The organism is Actinomadura decatromicini (assembly GCF_008121305.1).
Lineage (GTDB): Bacteria > Actinomycetota > Actinomycetes > Streptosporangiales > Streptosporangiaceae > Spirillospora > Spirillospora syzygii.
The window spans coordinates 1,289,131-1,309,622 of the sequence record NZ_VSRQ01000001.1 but is presented as its reverse complement, the minus strand read 5'-3'; the positions used below and the strand labels follow the sequence as shown (position 1 = coordinate 1,309,622).

Sequence of the window (20,492 nt, the reverse complement as noted above, 5' to 3'; positions counted from 1 at the left end):
TCCTCGCCTCGTGGTGCCCGTCCCCCGCCGGGCAACTGCCGGGATCCGGCTCCGCCCGATTGTCAGACATGCTCTAGTCGAGCTGCTCGGCCAGTCCGACGATGAAGCCCTCGGGGCTGCGGACGTAGCAGAGCAGGTAGCTGTCCTCGAACCGCGCCACGCCGCCCACGAGCTCGGCGCCGTGAGGGCGCAGGCGGGCAACGGTGTCCTCGATGTCGTCGACCGCGAACATGACGCGGTGCATTCCCAGGGTGTTGTGCGGCTGGTCCCGTTGCCCGACGCTGACCGCCGCGGGGGTCTGGTACTTCGCCAGCTCCAATCGGCTGTGGCCGTCTGGGGTGCGCATCATCGCGATATCGCAGCGGACGCCGTCGAGCCCGACGGTGAGGTCCGCCCAGGGCCCTTCGACCTGCGCCTTGCCCTCCAACTCCATGCCGAGTTCGGAGAAGAAGGCGACGGCGGCGTCCAGGTCGTCGACGACGATGCCGACGTTGTCCATCCGCTGAATCGTCATGGTGGTTCTCCTTCGTCGTTGCCGTGGCCAGTCGCGACCAATGGTGTCCCTGGGACGAAGCCGACCCCGCGTTCTCGACATCCCCAGACCAACTGACCCGTCCGAGGACTTCCACGGGCCGGGAAGGAACGAACCGTAGGCGATCGCTGGGTCAGCCCGGCGGAACAGGCGTGGCTACCTTGTCCACCTGACGAGGATGGCAAGGTCCGCCCGTGGAACGGTATGTCGGTTCGCCAGGTCTTGGTCTGGCGGCGGTGCGGTGGTCAATGATCTTTTCTGGTGCCGTCCAAGGAATCGGCGGGCCCGGGGTGTGGACGAGGACGCGGGTATCGCGAGCATCGCGGCCGAGACCGGCCGACTTGACCGGATACTCGGGAGAATTGATGTCATATCGACACTTCATCGCAGGGGTCGCCGCACTCGGGATCGTCACGGCCGGGGGCGTCGGCACCGCGGTTGCGGACACCAGCGCGCTCGCCGCCGTCGCCCGGACGGATCACGGGCCCTTCCCCGTGGACCACGTCCTGTCGAACAAGTCGCTCGTGCGGGCGGCCGCGGCGCTGGTCGAGGCGGCCGAGCGGGAGGGCGACCAGCGGGTGACCATGGTCATCATGGAGCGCTCGGGCGTGATCCGCGAGGTCGTCCGGACGCGGAAGGCGGGCCCGCAGACGTATGAGTCCGCCAAGCGCAAGGCCTACACCGCCGTCGCGTTCGGCCGCCCCACCAGCGAACTGACCGACAACGCGACCGTCAACAAGATCCCCGGGACGCTCACCCTGCCCGGCGGCGTCCCCGTCGTCTACCGGGGGTTCCCGATCGCGGGCATCGGCGTCGGCGGCGCCCCGGACGGACGCATCGACGAGCGCATCGCCAACGCGGTGCTCAACGCCATCTACCACTCCGGCGGACGGAAGGGGGCACGGCCGTCCGCCCACTCGTGAACGCGGCCTGCGCCGGCAGTAGCGGCTGCGTCACCGAGAAATGTCACCCGAATTAGTGCAGCGTCTTGCATGCGATTTAGTTGTCGCGGTCCTTGGGTCCGGCGCGGGGCGCGAGCATGGCCGTCAGGGTGGAGGCCGCCGCACCGGCATGGGCGCTCCGCGGGTGTGGGCATGGCGGGCGGCCGTGACCCAGCGGGTGCCGCCGTTAGTGGGAGGCGGGGGGCGGAGTGGTCTTGATGGTTGTCAGGTCTGCAAGGCCCGACAGGGTTAGGACGGGTTCCAAGAGGGGCGGGGCGATTACTTCCAGGCGTTCGGCGTGTGCGAACAGGATGCTCAGGCCCGCGCTGTCGAGGTACTCGACCGCACTGAGGTCCACGACGAGGTGGCCGTCGGCGCCGCCGAGGGCCGTGTCGATGGCCGCGGCGAACTTCTCGCTGTTGCTCATGTCGATCTCGCCGGTGGCCGTCAGGAGTGCGGTGCCGTCCGGGCGCTGACCTGTCGTGAGCGTCAAGGGTGCGGTCATGGCTCGATCCTGGTGTGCATGTGGACGATGGTGCCGTCCGGGCCGGGCGTGATCGTGAGCTGCTGCATCATCGCGCGCATCAGGGCGGTGCCGCGGCCGCGGTCGGACTCGGGGTCCCACCGGGGGGTCCTCCACTGACCCGAGTCGGCGATGGTCAGGTGCAACCGGTCCACGTCGACCTCGGCGCGCAGCCTGACGATGCGGCCGGGGGTGTGGCGGTGCCCGTGTTCGATGGCGTTCGCGCAGGCTTCGCCCGCCGCCACGAGGGCGCTCTGCACCGTGCGGCGGGAGAGCTGGCATCGGGCCAGCCAGCCGCGAAGGGCCTCGCGGACGGTCGCGAGCTGGGCGGACTCGGCCGGGAAGGCCACCTCCAGCGGGGCCGGGTGCCGGTACAGCAGCAGCGCGACGTCGTCGTCGTAGCCGCCGGGCGGCGCCAGCATGCCCATGAGGCGGGTGGCGAGATCGTCGAGGGCCTGGTCGCGGCCGTCCTGGACGGTGCGCCCGGCCTGGCCGATGCCTTCCGTCAGGGGTTGGCGTCGGCGTTCGACCAGGCCGTCCGTGTAGAGCAGGACGGTGGCGCGCGCCGGGATGACGGTCTCGGCGTTCGGCCGGGGACGGCCGGGTCTGACGGCGAGCGGCACGGACCTGCCGTCCGCGAGCAGTTCCACGGCGCCGTCGCGGTGGGCGAGGATGGCGGGCGGGTGCCCGGCGCTGGAGTAGGTGAGGCCGCCGGTGTCGGGGTCCAGGACGCCGCAGAAGACGGTCGTGCAGGGGGCCCCGGAGACGCCGACGGCGAACTGGTCGAGCGCCATGAGGGTGTCGGCGGGGTTGGAGTTCTGCAGCAGGAGGGCGCGGCAGGCACTGCGCAACTGGCCCATGACGGTGGCCGCTTCCAGGCCGCGTCCGACGCAGTCGCCCACGACGATGCCGATGCGGCCGTCGGGGAGGCCGAAGGTGTCGTACCAGTCGCCGCCCACCTCCAGCGGACTGGCCGCGGGCTCGTAGCGGACGGCGAATCCCTCGGGCAGCCGTGCGGGGCCGAGGATGGCGCGTTGCAGGGCGAGGGCGGTGTCGCGCTGCTGGTCGATCTGGTGGGCGCGGACGAGTCCCTGCGCGAGGTGCCCCGCCAGCAGCGTTAGCAGAACCTGGTCCTGGTCGGTGAAGGGACGCCGCTCGCTCAAATCGACCCAGACCGCCAGGGTCCCCTCGGGGTGTTCCAGGGTGATGGCGGACGGATGCTCCGCCGACGGGGTGAGCGTCGGTTGGTCGCGCAGGGAGTCCAGTTCGGTGCGCCGCCGCTCCGGCAGCAACTCCCAGGTCAGGTGCCGGTTGGTGGAGACGAGGGCGGGCGGCGCGTCGTCCCGGAAGAGGACGGCCAGCACCCGTCGCGCGCGCCACAGTCTCCGCAGTTCGTCCAGCGCGCCCTCCAGGGCGTCCGACAGACCGGCGGCGCGGGCGAGCCGCAGGCTGAGCGCCGCCAGCGCGGTCTCACGCTGGATGGCGTAGTGCTCGGCGGTGACGTCGCGGAAGGTGCCGACGACGACGCGCCGTCCGGTGTCCGGGTCGTGGACGTGGTTGAAGGACGCGCTGATCCAGAGCCGGTGCCCGTCGCGATGGTCGACGGGGACGGTGTGGGTGCCGTGCGTCCTGTCCAGCAGGGTGGCGAAGGCGGCGGAGACCATCCGGTACGCCTCCCGGTCGGTCCTCTCGTCCGGCCACCACGGAGGCACCGGCGGATAGGGCAGACCCTCCGGCCCGTAGCCGAGGATGTCGGTGAACGCGGCGTTGATCTCGATGACCGCGCCGTTCTCGTCGCAGACGAAGAACGCCTCCTGGAGCGAGTCGATCAGCGCCGAGCGCCAGCGGGAGTGGTGGTTGCGCATCCGGGCCAGTTCCAGGTTCGCCCGGACGCGGGCCAGCAGCTCGGCGGCGGCGAAGGGTTTGAGGAGGTAGTCGTCGGCGCCCGCGCGCAGGCCCTCGATCGACGCCTCCTGCCCCGCGCGGGCCGACAGCAGCAGCACCGGCACCGCCGCGGTGCGCGGGTCGGCGCGCAGCTCGGCCACCAGCTCCAACCCGTTCAGGTGGGGCATCATCACGTCGCTGACCACCAGGTCGGGGGCGTCCCGGCGCACCGCCTCCAGCGCGGCCCGGCCGTCCTGGACGGTGTCGACCCGGTAACCGGCGCCGCGCAGCAGCCGGCCGAGGTACTCGCGCATGTCGCCGTTGTCGTCGGCGACCAGCACCGTGGCGGGCGCGGCGGGGCCCCCGGCCCGCGCCGGATCGGAGAGCGGCTCCGCGGCCGCGTCGGACGGCGCGCCGGGAACCGCGTCGGACGGCGCGCCGGGGGCGCGTTCGGCGGGTTCGCTGGGGGCGCGTTCGGCGGGTTCGCCGGGCAGCCAGCGCAGTACCTCCTGCACGTAGGGATCGGCGGTGGCCGACACCGCCGGGGCCGCCCCCCGCGAGCCGATGGCCTCCGGGGGCAGGTGGGCCGTCCCGAACGGCAGCCGGATCGTGAAACGGGTGCCCTCGCCCTCGCGGCTGTCGGCGGCGATGGTGCCGCCGTGCAGGCCGACGAGCTCCTTCACCAGGGCGAGGCCGATGCCGCTGCCCTCGTTGGAGCGGGCACGCGCGTTCTCGATGCGGTGGAACCGCTCGAACAGCCGCGGCATCTCCGCCGCGGGCACGCCGATCCCGGTGTCGGCGACGGTGACCAGGGCGTACCCGTCCTCGGCGCGGGTCGAGACGCGGATGCCGCCGTCGAAGGTGAACTTCAGCGCGTTGCTGAGCAGGTTGAGGATCACCTTCTCCCACATGCCGTGGTCGAGGTGGACCGGCTCGGGCAGCGGAGGGCAGTCGACGTCGAGTTCGAGGCCCGCCCGGTCGACGGCGGAGCGGAAGACGCTGGCCAGTTCCGCGGTGACCGCCGACAGGTCGGCCGGCTCGTAGGTCGCCTGCATCCGGCCCGCCTCGATGCGGGAGAAGTCCAGCAGGGTGTTGACCAGCTTCCCCAGCCGCATCCCGTTGCGGCGGACGACCTCCAGATCCTGCCGCACGCCGTCGTCGGCGTCCGCCAGGCGGCCGCGCAGCTCCTCCACCGGACCCATGATCAGGGTGAGGGGAGTGCGGAACTCGTGGCTGATGTTGGAGAAGAAGGTGGTCTTCGCGCGGTCCAGCTCGGCCAGTTCCTCGGCCCGCCGCTGCTGGGCCTGGTAGCTGCGGGCGCCGGCGACGCCCGCCGCGAGGTGCCCGGCGGTCAGCTCCACGAACCCTTGGTAGCCCTCCTCCAGCGGCCGGTACCGGTTCAGCGCGGCGACCAGGAACCCGTAGGGCGCGTCGCCCTGCCGCAACAGCGGCACGGCCAGTGCCTGGACGGGCGGCTGCGACCAGCCCCCGGTCGGCAGCCCGGTGAACGGGCCGCCGTCGAGCGGCACCAGCGCCGATTCGCCCCGCGCCAGCGTCGCCGCGGGCCAGACCGGAGCGTCGGAGTCGCCCATGGGCAGCCGCGGCGGCGCGGCCGGATGTCCTTCGGTGAGGCCGGTCGCGCCCGCCAGCCGTGCCGACCCGCCGTCGAACAGGTAGGTCAGCGTGAACGGGAGGTCCGAGCCGTTCCGGTCCAGTTGCCGGTGGGCGAACGCCAGCGCCTCGGACTCGGTGCGCACCACGCTGGGGTCGGAGCCGAGGTCCCGCAGCGTCGCCATCCGCCGCTCTCCGATGACCCTCTCGGTCTCCTCGCTGACCACGCAAAGCATGCCGACCACCATGCCCACGTCATCCCGCAGCGGACTGTAGGAGAACGTGTGATATGTCTCCTCGGTGTATCCCGACCGCTCCAGGAAGAGCAGCAGCGCCTCGTCCCAGGTCGCCTGCGCCGTGGTGAGGACGGTGTCGATCCGCGGGCCGATGTCGTCCCAGATCTCGGCCCACACCTCGCCGGCCGGACGGCCGAGCGCCCAGGGATATTTGCGGCCGAGGGTGTCGCGCCGGTAGGCGGCGTTGCAGAAGAAGGTCAGCTCCGGACCCCACGCCATCCACATCGAGAACCGGGACGACAGCAGGATGCTCACGGCCGTCCGCAGGCTCTGCGGCCAGGCGGTCACCGGGCCGAGCGGGGTCGCCGACCAGTCGACCGCGGCCAGGTGGCGGCCGACCTCGCGGTCGGCGGCGAACACGTCCGTCCCGGCCCCGGCCGCCGCGCGACCTTCATGACCGTCAGATTGCGTCACCGGACGTCCTTCCGCGTCGCCCTCTCCACTCGTCCCGTTTCCCCCCTGAAGCCGGGGAAGAGGTGATGCGTAGAAAAAGTAGGATAGAGCAGCTTATGGGCGAACCCGTCCAGCCTCCGGTCAGTACCCTCCCACAGGAGTCCTCTCGGTGACGCAATACGACCTGACCATCGACCTTCCAGTTCAGGACGGCGACGTCCCCGTCCTGCGCGTCGCCGGAGACCTCGACCACCACACCGCCCCGCGGTTGCGGGAGGCCATCGAGAAGGTCCCGTTCGCCGCCGGGGGCAGCCTCGTGCTCGACCTGTCCGGCCTCGCCTACTGCGACTCCACCGGCATCACCGTGCTCATCAACACCTACAAGCGCTCGAAGCCGACCGGCGGGCGGCTGCTGATCGCGGGTCTGAACTCCGACCTCCGCGAGGTCTTCACGATCATCGGGCTCGACCAGATCTTCGTCTTCCATCCCACGGTCGACGAGGCGATCGCCGCCTCCCACCAGGCGTGACGAGGGTTCGGCGGTCGTCACCGGCCGACGCCGGGACGGTCGGCGGCCGGTCCGTCCGTCTTGTCCGTATTGCTCGGTTGGGGACGGTACTGTTCGGGCGGCACTGTCGCGCGATGTCGAGCGGGCTCGCGCGTGATGGAGGGGAGTACGGCCGATGAGCGGTGCGTCGGACAGCACGCATCTTTCGACGCTGCTTGAGTCGGAGCGGGAGAAAGTGCTCGGCCGCTGGGTGGAGATCGTCGCCGCGAGCATGCGCGGGCGCCTCACCGCGGACGAGCTGAGGGTGGAGCTGAGCGAACTGTACGCGCTCATCGAGCGGACGGTCGTCGGTGGAGACGGCGAGGCGGCGGGCGAACTGCGTTCCGCGCTGGCGGAGATATCGCGCAGCCGCGCGCGGCAGGGGTTCACCCCCACCGAGACCGCGACCAGCGTCTTCGCGCTCAAGCAGGCGGTCCTGGAACGGGTCGAGGCGTCCGCCGACGCCGCCGCCTACGCCGAGTTCGCGGCGTTCTCGTCCCGCGTGGACGAGCTGGGGCTCGTGACCTTCGAGACCTACACCGCCGCCCGCGAGCAGGTCATCGCCGATCAGATGGAGCAGCTGCTGGAGCTGTCCACGCCGGTGGTGAAGCTGTGGGACGGGATCCTCGGCGTGCCCCTGGTCGGCACGCTGGACTCGGCCCGCACGCAGGTGGTCATGGAGTCGCTGCTGGAGCGCCTCGTCGAGACGGGGTCGCAGATCGCGATCCTCGACATCACGGGAGTGCCCGCCGTCGACACCGAGGTCGCCCAGCACCTGCTGAAGACGGTGATGGCCGCCCGGCTGATGGGCACCGAATGCGTGATCTCCGGCATCCGGCCGCAGATCGCCCAGACGCTCGTGGCACTCGGGGTCGAGTTCGGCGAGATCGTCACCAAGGCGACCCTGGCCGACGCCCTGGCGTACGCGCTGGAGAAGACCCGGGCCCATCCGGGCGAGGGGACGGGCGCCTGATGGAGCGCGTCCCGATTCTCAAGATCGGTGAGGTCCTGCTGGTGTCGATCCAGGTCGACCTGCAGGACCAGACCGTCCTCGCGCTGCAGGAGGACCTGGCCGAGCGCATCGTCGCCACCGGCGCCCGCGGCGTGATCATCGACATCACCGCGGTCGACATCGTGGACTCCTTCATCGGGCGGATGTTCGCCACCATCGCCTCGATGTCGCGGCTGATGGACGCCGAGACGGTCGTGGTCGGGATGCGTCCCGCCGTGGCGATCACCCTGGTGGAGCTGGGGCTCTCCCTCGGCGGGGTGCGCACGGCGCTGGACCTGGAGAAGGGCATGCGGCTGCTCGGCGCGGCGCTGCCCGCCGCCGGTCCGGCCGCCTTGGACGGCCGGTGACGACTCCGCCGGGCGACGCGCTGCCCATCCTGCCCATCGTGTCCCACGAGGACGTGGTCCAGGTCAGGCAGAGCGTGCGGGCCGCCGCCGCGGCGGTCGGCATGTCGCTGGTGGACCAGACGAAGATCGTCACCGCCGCCAGCGAGCTGGCCCGCAACACCTTCGTCCACGGCGGCGGAGGCTCCGCCCGGATCGAGCGGGTCGTCAACGCGCGCGGGCGGCCCGGCGTCCGGCTCGTGTTCACCGACAAGGGCCCGGGGATCCCCGACGTCGACCAGGCGCTCACCGAGGGATGGACGACCGGCGGCGGCCTGGGCCTCGGCCTGCCGGGCACGCGGCGCCTGGTCGACGAGTTCGCGTTGGAGACCGCGGTCGGCGAGGGCACCACGGTGACGGTGGCGAAGTGGGTCCGCTGACGGCCACCGGATGGCTGAGCAGTCCGTCCACCGGCGACGCGGTGTGGGCACGGGCGGAGGAGCCGAGCTCCGCCGCCGGGATGCGGCGGCACGCCGCCCGGCTGGCCGCACGGCTGGGGTTCGGCGCGGAGCGCATGGGCCGGATCCAGATCGCGGTGACCGAGGCCGCCACCAACCTCGCCAAGCACGCCGTGCGCGGCGAGATGCTCGTCCGGGTGGTCCGCGCGGGCGACGACGCCGCGCTGGAGGTCCTCTGCCTGGACCACGGCCCCGGCATGGGCGACGTCCCCGGTTCCCGGCTGGACGGGCACTCCACGACCGGCACCCTCGGGATCGGCCTCGGGGCCATCGAGAGGCTCGCCGACCACAGCGGCGTGCACTCGCTCCCGCACGCCGGAACCGTGCTGTTCGCGCGGTTCCTGCGCGGGCGCGGCGAGGGGGCCGCCGCGGCGACGCCGCCCCGCCTGCCCTTCGCCGGGCTGACGCGCCCGATCGAGGGCGAGGAGGAGTGCGGTGACGCCTTCGTCGCCCGGATGGAGGGCGGCACGATCTACGCGATGCTCTGCGACGGGCTCGGGCACGGGCCGATGGCGGCGCGCGCGGCGGCGGAGGCCGTCGCCGCGGTGCGCGACGCGACGCTGCCCGCCGGTCCCGCCGACCTCCTGGCACAGGTGCACCGGCGGCTGGGCTCGACGCGCGGCGGCGCGGTCTCGGTGGCCGCCGTCGACCCCGGCGGGGGCGTGGTGCGGTTCGCGGGGCTCGGCAACGTCGCCGGATGGATCCTCGGGCCCGAGCGCCGGCAGGGCATGGTCTCCGTCCCGGGCATCGCGGGGGCGCAGGCCAGGCGGCTGCGCGAACACGTGTACGAGCTGCCGCCGGGGGCCGCGGTGGTCCTGCACTCCGACGGGCTGACCGGCAGGTGGGACGCCGCGGGCCGTCCCGACCTCGGCCGCGACCCGCTGCTGCTCGCCGCCGACCTGCTGCGCGAGGCGGGGGTCCGGCACGACGACCGCGGTGTCCTGGCCGTCACCACCGCCGGATGGAGGTGAGGCGTGGCCGAGGAACTGCTGCGGTTGCGGATCTCGGACGAGCAGGGCGTCTTCGCCGTCCGGCGGGCCGGGCGGCAGGTCGCCGCCGCGGTCGGGCTGGATACGCAGGACCAGGTCCGCGTGGCGACGGCGCTCAGCGAGGTGGGCCGCGAGCTGTTCGCCCACGCCGGTGAGGTCAACGTCGTCTTCCTCTTGGACGGCGGGCGTCCGCCGGGCCTGGTGGTGGAGCTGGACGCCGCGTCCGCCGACGGCGCGGACCGTCCGCGCGACGGGGACGCCGCCGCTGCGCGGCTCCTCGACGTGGTCGAGGAGGCGGGGGCCGGGCGGGGCGTCCGCCTGCGCAAGCACCTGAACCCCGCCACCCTCGCGGTGGACGGTCCGGCGCTCGACGAGCTGCGCGGAATGCTGGGACGGCTCAGTCCCGTCCCGGCGCTGGAGGAGCTGCGGACCCAGAACGCCGACCTCATCGAGGCGCTGGAGGACGTCCGGCGCCAGCGCGAGGAACTCCGCGTGCTCAACGCCGAGCTGGAGGAGACCAACCAGGGCGTCATGGCGCTCTACAACGAGCTCTCCGTGGAGCTGGAGGAGACCAACCGGGGCGTGGTGGCGCTGTACGCCGAGCTGGAGGAGAAGACCGACCAGCTACGCGAGGCGGGCGCGGCCAAGAACCGGTTCTGGGCCAACGTCAGCCACGAACTGCGCACCCCCGTCAACGGGGTCATCGGCCTGACCCGGCTGCTGCTCGACCCCGCCGCTGAGCCCCTCACCGGGGAGCAGCGGCACCAGATCTCCCTGATCGCCGACGCGGGGGAGACGCTGCTGTCGCTGGTGGGCGAGCTGCTGGACATGGCCAAGGCCGAACAGGGCCGGCTCGCGCCGCGCCGCGGCGTGGTGCGGATGCGCGTCCTGCTGCGGCGGCTGACGGACATGCTCGCCCCCATGGCGCAGCCGCCGCGGGTGGAGCTGCGGACGGAGACCGACCCCGCCGCGCCCGCCGACATCGTCACCGACGAGGAGATGCTGACCCGCATCCTGCGGAACCTCCTGGCCAACGGGCTGAAGTTCACCGACCGGGGGGAGGTGCGGCTGACCGTCCGGCAGACCCCGGACCACCTGGAGTTCGTCGTCGCCGACACCGGAGTGGGCATCCCTCCCGGCGAGCAGGAGCGCGTCTTCGAGGAGTTCTACCAGGTGCCGGGCGGCAAGCGCGGCGGGACCGGACTCGGCCTGCCCTATGCCCGGCACCTCGCCCACGTGCTCGGCGGCGACCTCCTGCTGACCAGCGAGCCCGGCGCCGGGACCACGGTGACGCTGCGGCTGCCGCCGCACCGGGGCCTGGCCGAGCTCGGCCTCGGCCACGTCCTGGTCGCGGACGCCGACGAGGCCGCCCGCCGGGCCCTGCGCGGCCTGCTGCACGGTGCCGTGGAGCGGGTCACCGAGGTCGCGGACGGGCCGGCCGTCCGCGACCTGCTCGACGCGGACCCGCCCGGCCTGGTCCTGCTCGGACCGAACCTGCCGGACTCCGACGTCGCCGCCGCGCTGGCGCGACCCGTGCCCGGGACCGTCGTCGTGCTGGTCTACGCCGACGGCGTCCGGCCGGACGGCTCCGTTCCGGGGCACGCCGACGCGATCCTGGCGGAGGACCAGCTCTCCCCGACGATGCTCGCCGACGCGGTGGCGCGCGCCCGCGCACCGCGTTCACAAGGGACCGACCGATGAACGACAGCCCCTCGTACACGACCCTGGTCGTCGACGACAACGACACCAAGCGCTACATCATCGGGAGCTGGTTGCGCCGCGCCGGCCACACCGTCGTGGAGGCCGCGTCCGCCGCGCAGGTGTGGGTGAGGCTCGCCGAACACGAGGTGGACCTGGTCGTCCTGGACATCCAGCTCCCCGACGTCAACGGCATGGAGGTCTGCGAGCAGATCAAGGGGTCGCCCGCCACGGCGTCCCTGCCGGTGATCCACATCTCCGCCACGGCCGTCGACGTCGCCGACCGCACCGACGGGCTGCAGCGCGGCGCCGACGCCTACATGACCGACCCGATCGATCCGGGCGAGTTCATCGCCACCGCCGAGGCGGTGCTGCGCTACTACCAGGCCCGGCGCCGGGCCGAGCGCATGGCCGACCGGATGGCCGCCTTCACCCGGACGTCGCTCGCCGTCAACGCCGCCGAGACCTTCGACGCGCTCGCGGTGATCGCGGCGCGCGGCGCCTTCGAGATCTTCGGCGAGCCCGCGACCGTGTTCCTGCTGCCCCCGGACGGCCGGATGAGGCGGACCGTCGCCTCGGGCGGCGTGCCGCGGTCGCTGCCGTGCCCGGCCGGCATGCCCGGCCGGCTGGCCGAGCTGACCGGGCTCGGCGAGGACACCGGCACCCGCGTCGCGCCCGTCTCCGCTCGGCAGTGGGGCGAGCTGCTGCCGGACGCCGTCGTCGAGGACGACGTCCTGCTGGTCACCTCGCGGATCAAGCCGGACCGTCCACCGATCGGCGTCGCGATCGGAGCGCGCGGAGCGGCCGACGAGGACGACGCCAACCTGCTGCGGCAGCTCGGGCAGACGCTCGTCCTCGCGATGGAGGCGCTGCGCTCGTACACCGTGGAGCACCTCATCTCGCTGACCCTCCAGCGCAGCCTGCTGCCGGCGTCCCGGCCGGTCGTGCCGGGCTGGACGTTCGCCGTCCGGTACGAGCCGGCCAGCGACCAGGCGGAGGTCGGCGGCGACTTCTACGAGGTCATCGACCGGGGCGACGACGTGCTGATCGCCATCGGGGACGTCCAGGGGCACTCCCTGCACGCCGCGACCGTGATGGCCGAACTGCGGCACGCGCTGCGCGCCTTCGCCGAGGAGGGCCACGACGCCGTCGCGATCCTCGAACTCCTCAACGACGTGCTGCAGCGCTACCACGACGATCAGACGGCCACCATGTGCCTGATGACCCTGGACCCACGGACCGGGGCGCTGCGGGTGGCCAACGCCGGGCATCCCCCGCCCCTGCACATCGCGGGAGGACGGGGCGAGTACGGCGGTCGCGGCGGGCTGCTGCTCGGCTTCCCCGTCAGCCACGTCGGGACGGAGGAGCTCACGGTGCCGCCCGGCGGCGCCGTCGTGCTGATCACCGACGGGCTGATCGAGGAACGCGGCGTGTCCCTGGGCGACAACCTCGACCGGCTGCGGACCGTCGCCGCCGAGATGGACGACGACCTGGAGAAGTTCAGCGACCGCATCATCGCCGAGTTCGGGCCCCGCGCGGACGACGTCGCCCTCATCGTCATGCGCCGCGACCTCGACTGAGGCGGCCCCGGGACCTGCCCGATCGGCCCGGTGCGGCGCGCGTAAAAAACCGGGTAAGGGCGTGGAATAGTTCGGTCTCGGAAGGGCATATCCGGGGCCGGAGGTGCACAGATGGTTCCGTTGCTACTGGTTCTGCTGCTGATTGTCATCCTTGCCGGCGCGGGTTTCGCGCTGAAAGCCCTGTGGTGGATCGCGATCGCGGTCCTGGTGCTCTGGCTGCTCGGCTTCGTGGTCCGTCCGAACAACGCCGGAGGCCGCCGCGGCAGGTGGTACCGCTGGTAACCGGGCGTTCACGCTGGTGAGCCGGCCTTCGGAGAGCCGGGAGCGGCTCCCCTTTTTATCCGGCCGGACGGAAGTCGTCGAACCCACAATGGCCCTCGGATCGTCCTTTCCGGACGGCCCGGGGGCCATTGCCGGATGGCCGGGACGGTAAAGCGGCGCCCGGCTGAACCACCGCGACCGGTTAACCGCGCGAAACCGTTCACGGGGCGAGGCTGTGGGGGCCTGATGTGTTGTTGTGGTAGGCCGCGGAGGGCCGTTGGATGGCCTTTTCGATGGCGGCCAGCCGGTCGGCGAGCAGGCCGATGGCGCCGACGGCACGGTCGGCCGGGTCGCTGCCGGTTCCGCCGAGGGCCTGGGCACGCTGGTAGGCCGTCTTGATGTGGGCCCAGCGCTCGGCTTGCTCCGGGGTCAGCGTGCCGCGGAGTTCGGCGAGTTTGAGGAGACTCGCCTCGGCGCCGGTGGTGAGCGTCTGGGCTTCGGCCCGGTAGTGGTCGTCGATCAGGGCGTCGAGTTCGCCGTCGTTCATGATCGGGAGGATCCGTTCGGCGAGCTTGTTCATGTCGCGGTAGGAGCCCTGGAGCTGGAACGGCGGTTCGGTGCGCGACGCGCCGGACTGGGCGGCCGAGGCGATGTAGGCGCGGTTGACGGTCAGGAGGACCGTCCGGGCCCGGAGCAGTTTGCGCAGGACGGACAGGACCCGGTCCAGCTCGGCCCGCGCGTAGGGGTGGACGAGCCGGTCCGGCCGCACCGCCTGGTCCCCGGACGCGAGCCGGGCGAGCAGCTCGACGTCGCCCCGGTCGCGGGTGGACAGCGGCGCCAGGACCGGGTTGGAGGTCAGGGCGTTCTCGATGTAGCTGAGCGCGAACAGGTCGTCCTTGCCGTTCAGGACGTCGCCGAGGTTCCAGATGTCGGCGCGGTTGGCGAGCATGTCGGGTACCTGGAACCGCTGCCCGGACCCGGTGTAGGGGTTGCCGGCCATGCTGACGGCGAAGCGCTTGCCGCGCAGGTCGTAGGTGCGGGTCTCGCCGTCCCAGACGCCCTCGATGCGGCGCTGCGCGTCGCACAGCGAGATGAACCGCTGGAGCAGCTCGGGGGAGGTGTGCTGGATGTCGTCGACGTGGAGCAGCACGTTGGCGCCCATCTCCAGCGCGAAGTTGATCTTTTCGACCTCCTGCCGGGCGGTGGCGTCGGGCGCCTCGGCGGGGTCGAGGGAGGTGACGCCGTGGCCGAGCGCGGGCCCGTTCACCTTGACGAAGATCAGGCCGAGCCGGTCGGCGACGTACTCCATGAGGGTGGTCTTGCCGTACCCCGGCGGCGAGATCAGGAGTAGCAGGCCCATCTGGTCGGTGCGCTTCGCGTCCCCGGACGCGCCGAGCTGCTTGGCCAGGTTGTCGCCGATGAGCGGCAGGTACGCCTCGTCCACCAGCCGGTTGCGGACGAAGGTGCTCATCACCCGCGGTTTGTGGTCGTGCAGCCGTAGGCGCTGCTGTTCGGCGGCCAGGAGTTCGGTGCGGCGGCGCTGGTAGGCGCGGAACGCCGGGACGTGCTCGGTGCGCAGGCGGCGGGTCCGGGCGAGGGTCTCGTCCAGGCGCATTTCGAGGCGGCGGCCGGTGATGCGCGGGTGGGTGCCGAGCAGGCCGTCGACGTCGGCCGAGGCCGGCGCGGTCACGTCGTACCGGGGGAGCGGGCCGCACAGCAGCACGGCGAGGGCCTCGGGCAGGTCGTGGGCGCCGCCGGCGAAGGAGCGGAGCCATGCGTCGGCGAGCTGGTGCCGGGTGTGCAGGGGCGCGGCGCCGAGCGCGTTGAGGTCGTCGGTGAACTCCTTGTGGGAGTCGCCGAGCGCTTCGCGGAATCCGGTGAGCAGCGCGCGGGCTCCGCCGCTGGTCGCGAACCCGATCGGGGCGGACGCGAGTTCCTCGACCAGGTACTCGGCGGCGAGTCCCGGGTCGGCCGGGGCCGGCGCGTCGAACTCGGCTGCGTCGAACTCGGCTGCGTCGAACTCGGCCGCGTCGAACTCGGCGATGGCGGTCGCCAGTTCGGTGACCAGGTCGGCGACCGCGTCCGGTCGGCCGAAGGCGCGGCGGGCGCGGGCCAGCGACGCGGCCCTCGTGGTCCAGGCGGCCCGTTGCGCGTCGTCCGCGCCATGGGCCCAGAACAGCTGGGCCGCGGCGCGTCCGTCGGACGGGTAGCGCAGCAGGCCGGCCGCCGTGTGCAGGCGCAGGAGCGCGGTGAGGATCGCGACGGCGTCGTGGTCGTGCACGCCGCGTTCGTAGCCTTCGTCGTAGCGGGTCGCCGCCGTCTCCCGGACGAGTTCCAGCAGCCCAGGCTCGGACTCGGTTCGGATGGTCTCGGGTCCCCGCTCGGCGAGGATCAGGGCGGCGAGGTGTTCGGCGCGGTAGGTCTCGGGCGTCTCGGAGGCCAGGCTCTGGTTCCAGAACCGCTTGGTCGCGGCGAACGCCGCGTCCCGCACGGGCGCGCGGTAGTCCGTGCCGGTGACGGCGAAGGCCGGCGCCCCTTGATGCGGGACGAGGGTGAGCTCGATCGGCTCGGTGTTGACCGCGAAACGGTGCCGGCCGAGGCGGATCGTACGCCCGTCGTCGGCGTAGAGGTCGAGGCGGTCGCGCAGCGACCGGCCGGCCTGCTGGCGGGCCGCCGCGATCCCGCTCTCCAGTTCCTCGGCGCGCCCGGGTTCGCCGAGGTCGCGCAGCTCGCCCGCGACGGTGCGCAGCCGCGCCACCATCGCGTCGGTGGCGAAGTAGGTGTTGACCTCCTCGGCGCTGCCCAGGTCGGCGGCCCTGCGCCGCACGCTGGACAGGATGCGGTCGGCCGAGCCGGCCAGGCGGTCGGCGCGCCGGGCGCGCTCGTCCAGCAGCGCCTGCTTGCGTGCGGAGAACGCCTCGTACAGGTCGGTGCGCTTGGCCTCCAGTTCGGCGAGGAAGTCGTCGAAGTCGGCGAAGCGCGACTCCAGGGCCTCGACCTGGAGCAGCAGCCGGCCGAGGTGCTCGTCGCAGCGGCGCGGGGAGTCGGCCATGGCGATACCGCCGCCGATGGCCTGGTCGAGCACCGCGAACTCGGCCGCGAACGCCGCCCGCCCTTCGGCGTCGAGCAGGTCGCGGCGGCGGTCGGCCAGGACGGCGCGGGCGCGGTTGAGGCCGCCGATGACCTCGCCGACCCGTTCCAGGATGGCGGTGCGGGCGGTCGCCTCGGTGACGTCGAGGGCTCCGACGACCTGGGTGACGACCTCCAGCCCGCCGGTCTGCGCGCCGAGCCGTTCGGCGACCGGCTCGCAACCGGCCACCGTGGTGACGGCGTCCGCCTCCTCGGTCAGCCGCGCGACCTCGGCGTGATAGTCGGTGAAGGCCCCGTCGCCTTGCAGGAACGCGACGGCACGGCGGCCGGAGTTCTCCAGTTCGGCTTCCAGCATCGCCGCGAGTTCGTCGATCCGGGCGGTGTCGGCGTAACGCAGCTCGCGCAGCGTCTCCACCCGTCCCTGGGCGCGGCGCAGCTCGGCGAGCTGGGCCACCCACCCGTCCGCGCCGCCGGGCGCCTCGGCCCGGGCCCGCCGGACGATCGCCTCGGCCTCCTCGCCCGCCCGCGCCACGGCGGCGGCGGCCCGCTCGGTGAGGGCCCGGACGTTCTCGTACTCCTCCAGGACCTGCCGGGCGGTGCCGCGGACCCCGGCCAGCGGCGCCGCCAGGTCGCCCAGCTCCTCCTGGGCGAACCAGTGGTGGCGGTCGGCGGCCCGCACGCAGGCCGCGATGAGGGCGTCGAACACCTCGGCCGACGGCGCCGTCTCCTCGACCATCCGGGCGATGCCCAGGCAGTCGGAGACGCCGCGCACGAGGTCGGCGTTGCCGACGCGCTCCAGCGGCCCGGTCCCGACCGGTCGCGCGGCGGCGTGCGCGTCGGAGGCGTACGGCGTCCGCCACACCTGGACGGGGTGGACGAGGCCCGGTTCGTCGGAGAAGGCCCGCAGGACCAGCAGCGTGCCGTCGTCGAACAACGAGTAGCCGTGGCAGGTGACCGGCGTGGCGACCTGTTCCCGGATCACGTTGTAGGGCAGCAGCAGCGAGCGGCCGTCCGCGCGGGCGTGGAAGACGTACAGCACGTCCTCGCCGTTGGGCGAGCGCACCGTCCGCTCGAACTCCAGCCCGGTGACGTCGACGTCGAAGGTCTTGGCGGCGCCGGTGGCCAGGAGGTAGCCGCCGGGGAAGACGATCCCGTGGTCGCCGGGCAGCCGCCTGCACGCCTGCGCGATGCCGTCGAGCCGCACCACGTCCTTGGTGCGGGTGTTGAACACCAGGTGCCGCCAGGCGGTCTCGTTGTACGGGCGGATCCGCAGCAGGATCAGCGCGCCGACCCTGGCATGGTGCACCTCGGCGTCGGCCAGGCTCTGCAGCGGCTCGTCCACGGGCTCGCCGTAGACGCCGGTGCCGGACTCGGTGTCGTCCTCGATCTTGACCGTCAGGGTCCCGCCGACCGTCCCGACGAAGACCTCGCCGCCGATCGAGATGTGCGGGTGGCGGCCGAGGACGTGGTCGTCGCGGGTGGACGCGGTCCACTCGACGTCGTGGGACGCGGGGAAGACGTGGTCGCGTTCGCCCTGGTTGTCCTGGTAGGCAGCGGTGCCGTCGGCGCCGACCCGCCAGCGCAGGACCCGGACGTCGTCCAGCTTCGGGCCGGTCTGGAACACCGCCAGGAGCCGGCCGTCCAGCAGGCGCAACTGCAGCAGGCGGGCCTGCCGGTAGTAGCGGTACATGTCGGCGAAGTCGCGCTGGAAGCGCGGATCGTCCAGCAGCCCGGGCACCGCGTCGGCGCCCACCTCGGTGAGCGTGAACGCCGCCGCGCCCTCGGCCGGACGTTCCACGGCGAAGCGGTGGAGGGTGAAGACGTCGGCGACCTCGGTGTCGGGCTTCGACCCGAAGGACACGTTGTAGCCGAACAGCATCGTCTCGCCGAGGGCGACGATGTCGCGGGGGACGCCGTTGTGCCGGGTGCGGACCCGCTCGGTCCCGGCGAGCGCGAACTCGGCGCCGCCGAAGGTCTCCACCCGGCGGGCGTTCAGCGCCTCGGCGCGCCGGGCCAGCTCGGCGGCGTGCTCGGCCAGCCGGGCGCGCAGCACCTCGTAGGTGCCGTGGTCGAGCCCGCTCTCGTCCTCCCGCACGGACGTGTCGTCGGGGATGTCGATGGCGGGCTCGGTCACGGATGTCCTCCTCTGCTCCTACGGTCTCTGCTCCTACGGCGCGGTCAGTTCGTGGCCGCGTTGACGGAGTTCGGCGCGGCGGCCTTGGCGAGCGATATGTCGGTGAGCGGTGCTTCGTTGAGCGGTGCTTCGGTTAGCGGTAGGTCGGCGAGGGGGGCGTCCGCGACGCCGAGCCGGTGCGCGGTGTCCAGCAGCTCGCGCAGCTTCCCGCTCTCCGGGCCGCCGCTCTTGATCAGCCGCATCAGCAGCGCCGACAGGGTCAGGTCCCGGACGCTCGCGGCGTCCAGCGAGCCCAGCAGCCGGGACACGTCGGCGCTGAAGTCACCGGTCCCGTCCAGCCACGGCCCGGCCAGCGTCCGCGCGACCTCGGAGTTCTGGACGAAGCCGTCCACGCTCCTGCCCAGCGAGACCGCGCCGACGAGCCGGTCGAAGAACACGCTGTCGCCGCCGACGATGCTGATGTCGGCCTTCTCCAACCCGGTCGCGAGGACCGCCGCCTGCGCCTCCGCGACCTGCCGCTGCACCTCGATCCCCGCCAGCCGGACATCCTTGTCGGCCTCCAGCCGCAGCCGGTACTCCTCGTGCCGGCGGCTCGCCTCGTCCAGCGCCGCCATCGCCGCGGCCTTGTCGGTCAGCCCCTCGGCCTCGGCCTTGAGCTTCTCGCGGACGGCCGTCGCCTCCGCGTGCGCCGCCTCCCGCGCCACGACGGCCCGCGCCCGGCCGACCTTCTCGATGGCCTCGGCGTCCCGCTCGCGCACCTGGACCTCGGCGAGCCCGGTCGCGGCGGCCTCGGCCCTGATGCCCTCGGCGAGCCGGATCTTGGCCTCGGCGTCCAGGTCGGCGGTCTGCCGGCGGGCCTCGGCGAGCGTCAGCTCCTCGCGGGCCCGGTGCTCGGCCGCCGCCTCCGCGGCCTCGGCCGCCTTGATGTCCTTGACCAGGTTCTCCTGCGCCTCCGCCTCGGCCTGGATGATGACCGCCTGGCGGGTCCGCTCGGCCTCCTCGACGGCGCGGAGCCGCTTGATGTGCTCCTCCTGCTCGGCGACGGTCCGCTCGACCGCGATGCGCTCCCGAACGACCTCGGCGATCTCCCGCTTCTGCGCCTCGACCTCCTTGTCCGCCGAGATCCGGGTCAGCTCGGTCTCCCGCTCGCGGGCGATGACCTCCAGCAGGCGGTCCTTCTCGATCCGCTCGCTCTCGATCGCGATGACCCGCTCCCGGTTCTTCGACGCGACCGCCACCTCACGGTCGCGGTTCTCGGTCTGCACGCCCAGCTGCTCGTCGGTGCGGATGTGCGCGGTCCGCGCCCGCAGCCGCTCCTCGGCCTTCACCCGCTCGACCTCGGCCTCCTCGCGGGCCCGGACCGTCTCGATCTCGCGCTGCTGCTTCAGCTCGGCGTCGGCCTGCCGCCGCTCCAGCTCCAGGATCGCCTCGCGCGCCTCGACGTTCTGCCGCGCGATCTCCTTCTCCTCGGTGCGGGCGTGCTCGTTGGTCCGCACGTGCTGGATCGCGGTCAGCTCGGTGATCTTCCGGATGCCCTGCGCGTCCAGGATGTTGGACTTGTCGAGCGACAGGAGGGAGGTCTGCTCCAGGTAGTCGATCGCCGCGTCTTCGAGGCTGTAGCCGTTCAGGTCGGTTCCGATGACCTGGATGATGTGGTCGCGGAATTCATTGCGGCGGGTGTAGAGGTCCTCGAAGTCCAGGTGCTTGCCGACGGTCTTGAGCGCCTCGGAGAACTTGGCCGCGAACAGCTCCTGGAGCGTCTCCTGGTCGCTGGCCCGCGCGGTGCCTATCGCCTGCGCCACCTTGATGACGTCCTCGGCCGTCTTGTTGACGCGGACGAAGAACGTTATGCGGATGTCGGCGCGGATGTTGTCCTTGCAGATCAGCCCGTCCCGGCCGGTCCGCTCGATGTCGATGGTCTTCACCGAGATGTCCATGAGCTCGGCCTTGTGCAGGACGGGCAGCACGACCGCGCCGGTGAAGGTGACGTCCACCTTCTTCAGCTTGGAGATGATCAGTGCCCGGCCCTGCTCGACCTTGCGGAACAGGCGGGTCACGACGAGCACGATGCCGAGCGCGACGAACAGCAGGAGCGCGATGAGCACACCGGCCCCGATGGTGATGGCATCCAAGGAAGTCCCCTGTCTCTCGGGTTGGAGG

14 protein-coding genes are annotated in these 20,492 nt (G+C 72.6%); 9 read left to right on the top strand and 5 right to left on the bottom strand.

The window, feature by feature from the left end; translation table 11 throughout:
• Positions 1-73 precede the first annotated feature (73 nt).
• Entirely contained in the window at positions 74-499 is a 426-nt protein-coding gene (locus FXF68_RS05310; RefSeq protein WP_222869855.1) for a VOC family protein, read from the bottom strand.
• A 398-nt stretch (positions 500-897) separates the two neighbouring features.
• Here FXF68_RS05310 and FXF68_RS05305 point away from each other — a divergent pair, with 398 nt between their 5' ends.
• Positions 898-1,455: a heme-binding protein gene (locus FXF68_RS05305; protein WP_148757726.1), complete on the top strand. Its 558-nt coding sequence runs from the start codon at positions 898-900 to the stop codon at positions 1,453-1,455.
• A 205-nt stretch (positions 1,456-1,660) separates the two neighbouring features.
• Here the strand turns inward: FXF68_RS05305 and FXF68_RS05300 are convergent, their stop codons facing one another.
• A complete protein-coding gene (locus FXF68_RS05300; protein WP_148757725.1) occupies positions 1,661-1,978 on the bottom strand; it encodes an STAS domain-containing protein in 318 nt (105 codons plus the stop codon).
• On the bottom strand, positions 1,975-6,201 hold the full coding sequence (locus FXF68_RS05295; RefSeq protein WP_222869805.1) for a SpoIIE family protein phosphatase: 4,227 nt from the start codon (positions 6,199-6,201) through the stop codon (positions 1,975-1,977). Before FXF68_RS05295 ends, FXF68_RS05300 begins: the two co-directional genes overlap by 4 nt.
• Before the next feature lie 148 nt (positions 6,202-6,349).
• On the opposite strand from FXF68_RS05295, the gene FXF68_RS05290 reads away from it, so the two are divergent.
• The 8 genes from FXF68_RS05290 (at position 6,350) to FXF68_RS05255 (ending at position 13,129) form a co-directional block, all read left to right on the top strand.
• The gene (locus FXF68_RS05290) at positions 6,350-6,709 is read left to right on the top strand and encodes an STAS domain-containing protein (RefSeq protein WP_148757724.1); all 360 of its coding nucleotides are present in this window, start codon (positions 6,350-6,352) and stop codon (positions 6,707-6,709) included.
• Positions 6,710-6,863: 154 nt separating this feature from the next.
• Positions 6,864-7,700: an STAS domain-containing protein gene (locus FXF68_RS05285; protein ID WP_148757723.1), complete on the top strand. Its 837-nt coding sequence runs from the start codon at positions 6,864-6,866 to the stop codon at positions 7,698-7,700.
• Positions 7,700-8,086 (top strand): STAS domain-containing protein, encoded by a 387-nt coding sequence (locus tag FXF68_RS05280; RefSeq protein WP_187437738.1) that lies wholly within the window; start codon positions 7,700-7,702, stop codon positions 8,084-8,086. The genes FXF68_RS05285 and FXF68_RS05280 overlap by 1 nt, the downstream gene beginning before the upstream one ends.
• Positions 8,083-8,502 carry an ATP-binding protein gene (locus FXF68_RS05275; protein WP_148757722.1) on the top strand — a complete coding sequence of 140 codons (420 nt, stop codon included), beginning with the start codon at positions 8,083-8,085 and terminating at the stop codon, positions 8,500-8,502. The genes FXF68_RS05280 and FXF68_RS05275 overlap by 4 nt, the downstream gene beginning before the upstream one ends.
• Complete coding sequence (locus FXF68_RS05270; protein ID WP_148757721.1) at positions 8,490-9,551, top strand: ATP-binding protein; 1,062 nt, start codon at positions 8,490-8,492, stop codon at positions 9,549-9,551. Before FXF68_RS05275 ends, FXF68_RS05270 begins: the two co-directional genes overlap by 13 nt.
• A gap of 3 nt (positions 9,552-9,554) precedes the next feature.
• A complete protein-coding gene (locus FXF68_RS05265; RefSeq protein ID WP_148757720.1) occupies positions 9,555-11,270 on the top strand; it encodes a sensor histidine kinase in 1,716 nt (571 codons plus the stop codon).
• Positions 11,267-12,847, top strand: coding sequence for a fused response regulator/phosphatase (locus FXF68_RS05260; RefSeq protein WP_148757719.1), 1,581 nt, complete (start codon positions 11,267-11,269; stop codon positions 12,845-12,847). Before FXF68_RS05265 ends, FXF68_RS05260 begins: the two co-directional genes overlap by 4 nt.
• Positions 12,848-12,958: 111 nt before the next feature.
• The gene (locus FXF68_RS05255; protein ID WP_148757718.1) at positions 12,959-13,129 is read left to right on the top strand and encodes a hydrophobic protein; all 171 of its coding nucleotides are present in this window, start codon (positions 12,959-12,961) and stop codon (positions 13,127-13,129) included.
• A gap of 199 nt (positions 13,130-13,328) precedes the next feature.
• Here FXF68_RS05255 and FXF68_RS05250 read toward each other — a convergent pair whose 3' ends face one another.
• Both FXF68_RS05250 and FXF68_RS05245 read right to left on the bottom strand, forming a co-directional pair.
• Positions 13,329-18,332 (bottom strand): DNA repair ATPase, encoded by a 5,004-nt coding sequence (locus FXF68_RS05250; protein ID WP_246178319.1) that lies wholly within the window; start codon positions 18,330-18,332, stop codon positions 13,329-13,331.
• 44 nt (positions 18,333-18,376) lie between these two features.
• Positions 18,377-20,464 (bottom strand): SPFH domain-containing protein, encoded by a 2,088-nt coding sequence (locus tag FXF68_RS05245; RefSeq protein WP_148757717.1) that lies wholly within the window; start codon positions 20,462-20,464, stop codon positions 18,377-18,379.
• Positions 20,465-20,492 lie beyond the last annotated feature (28 nt).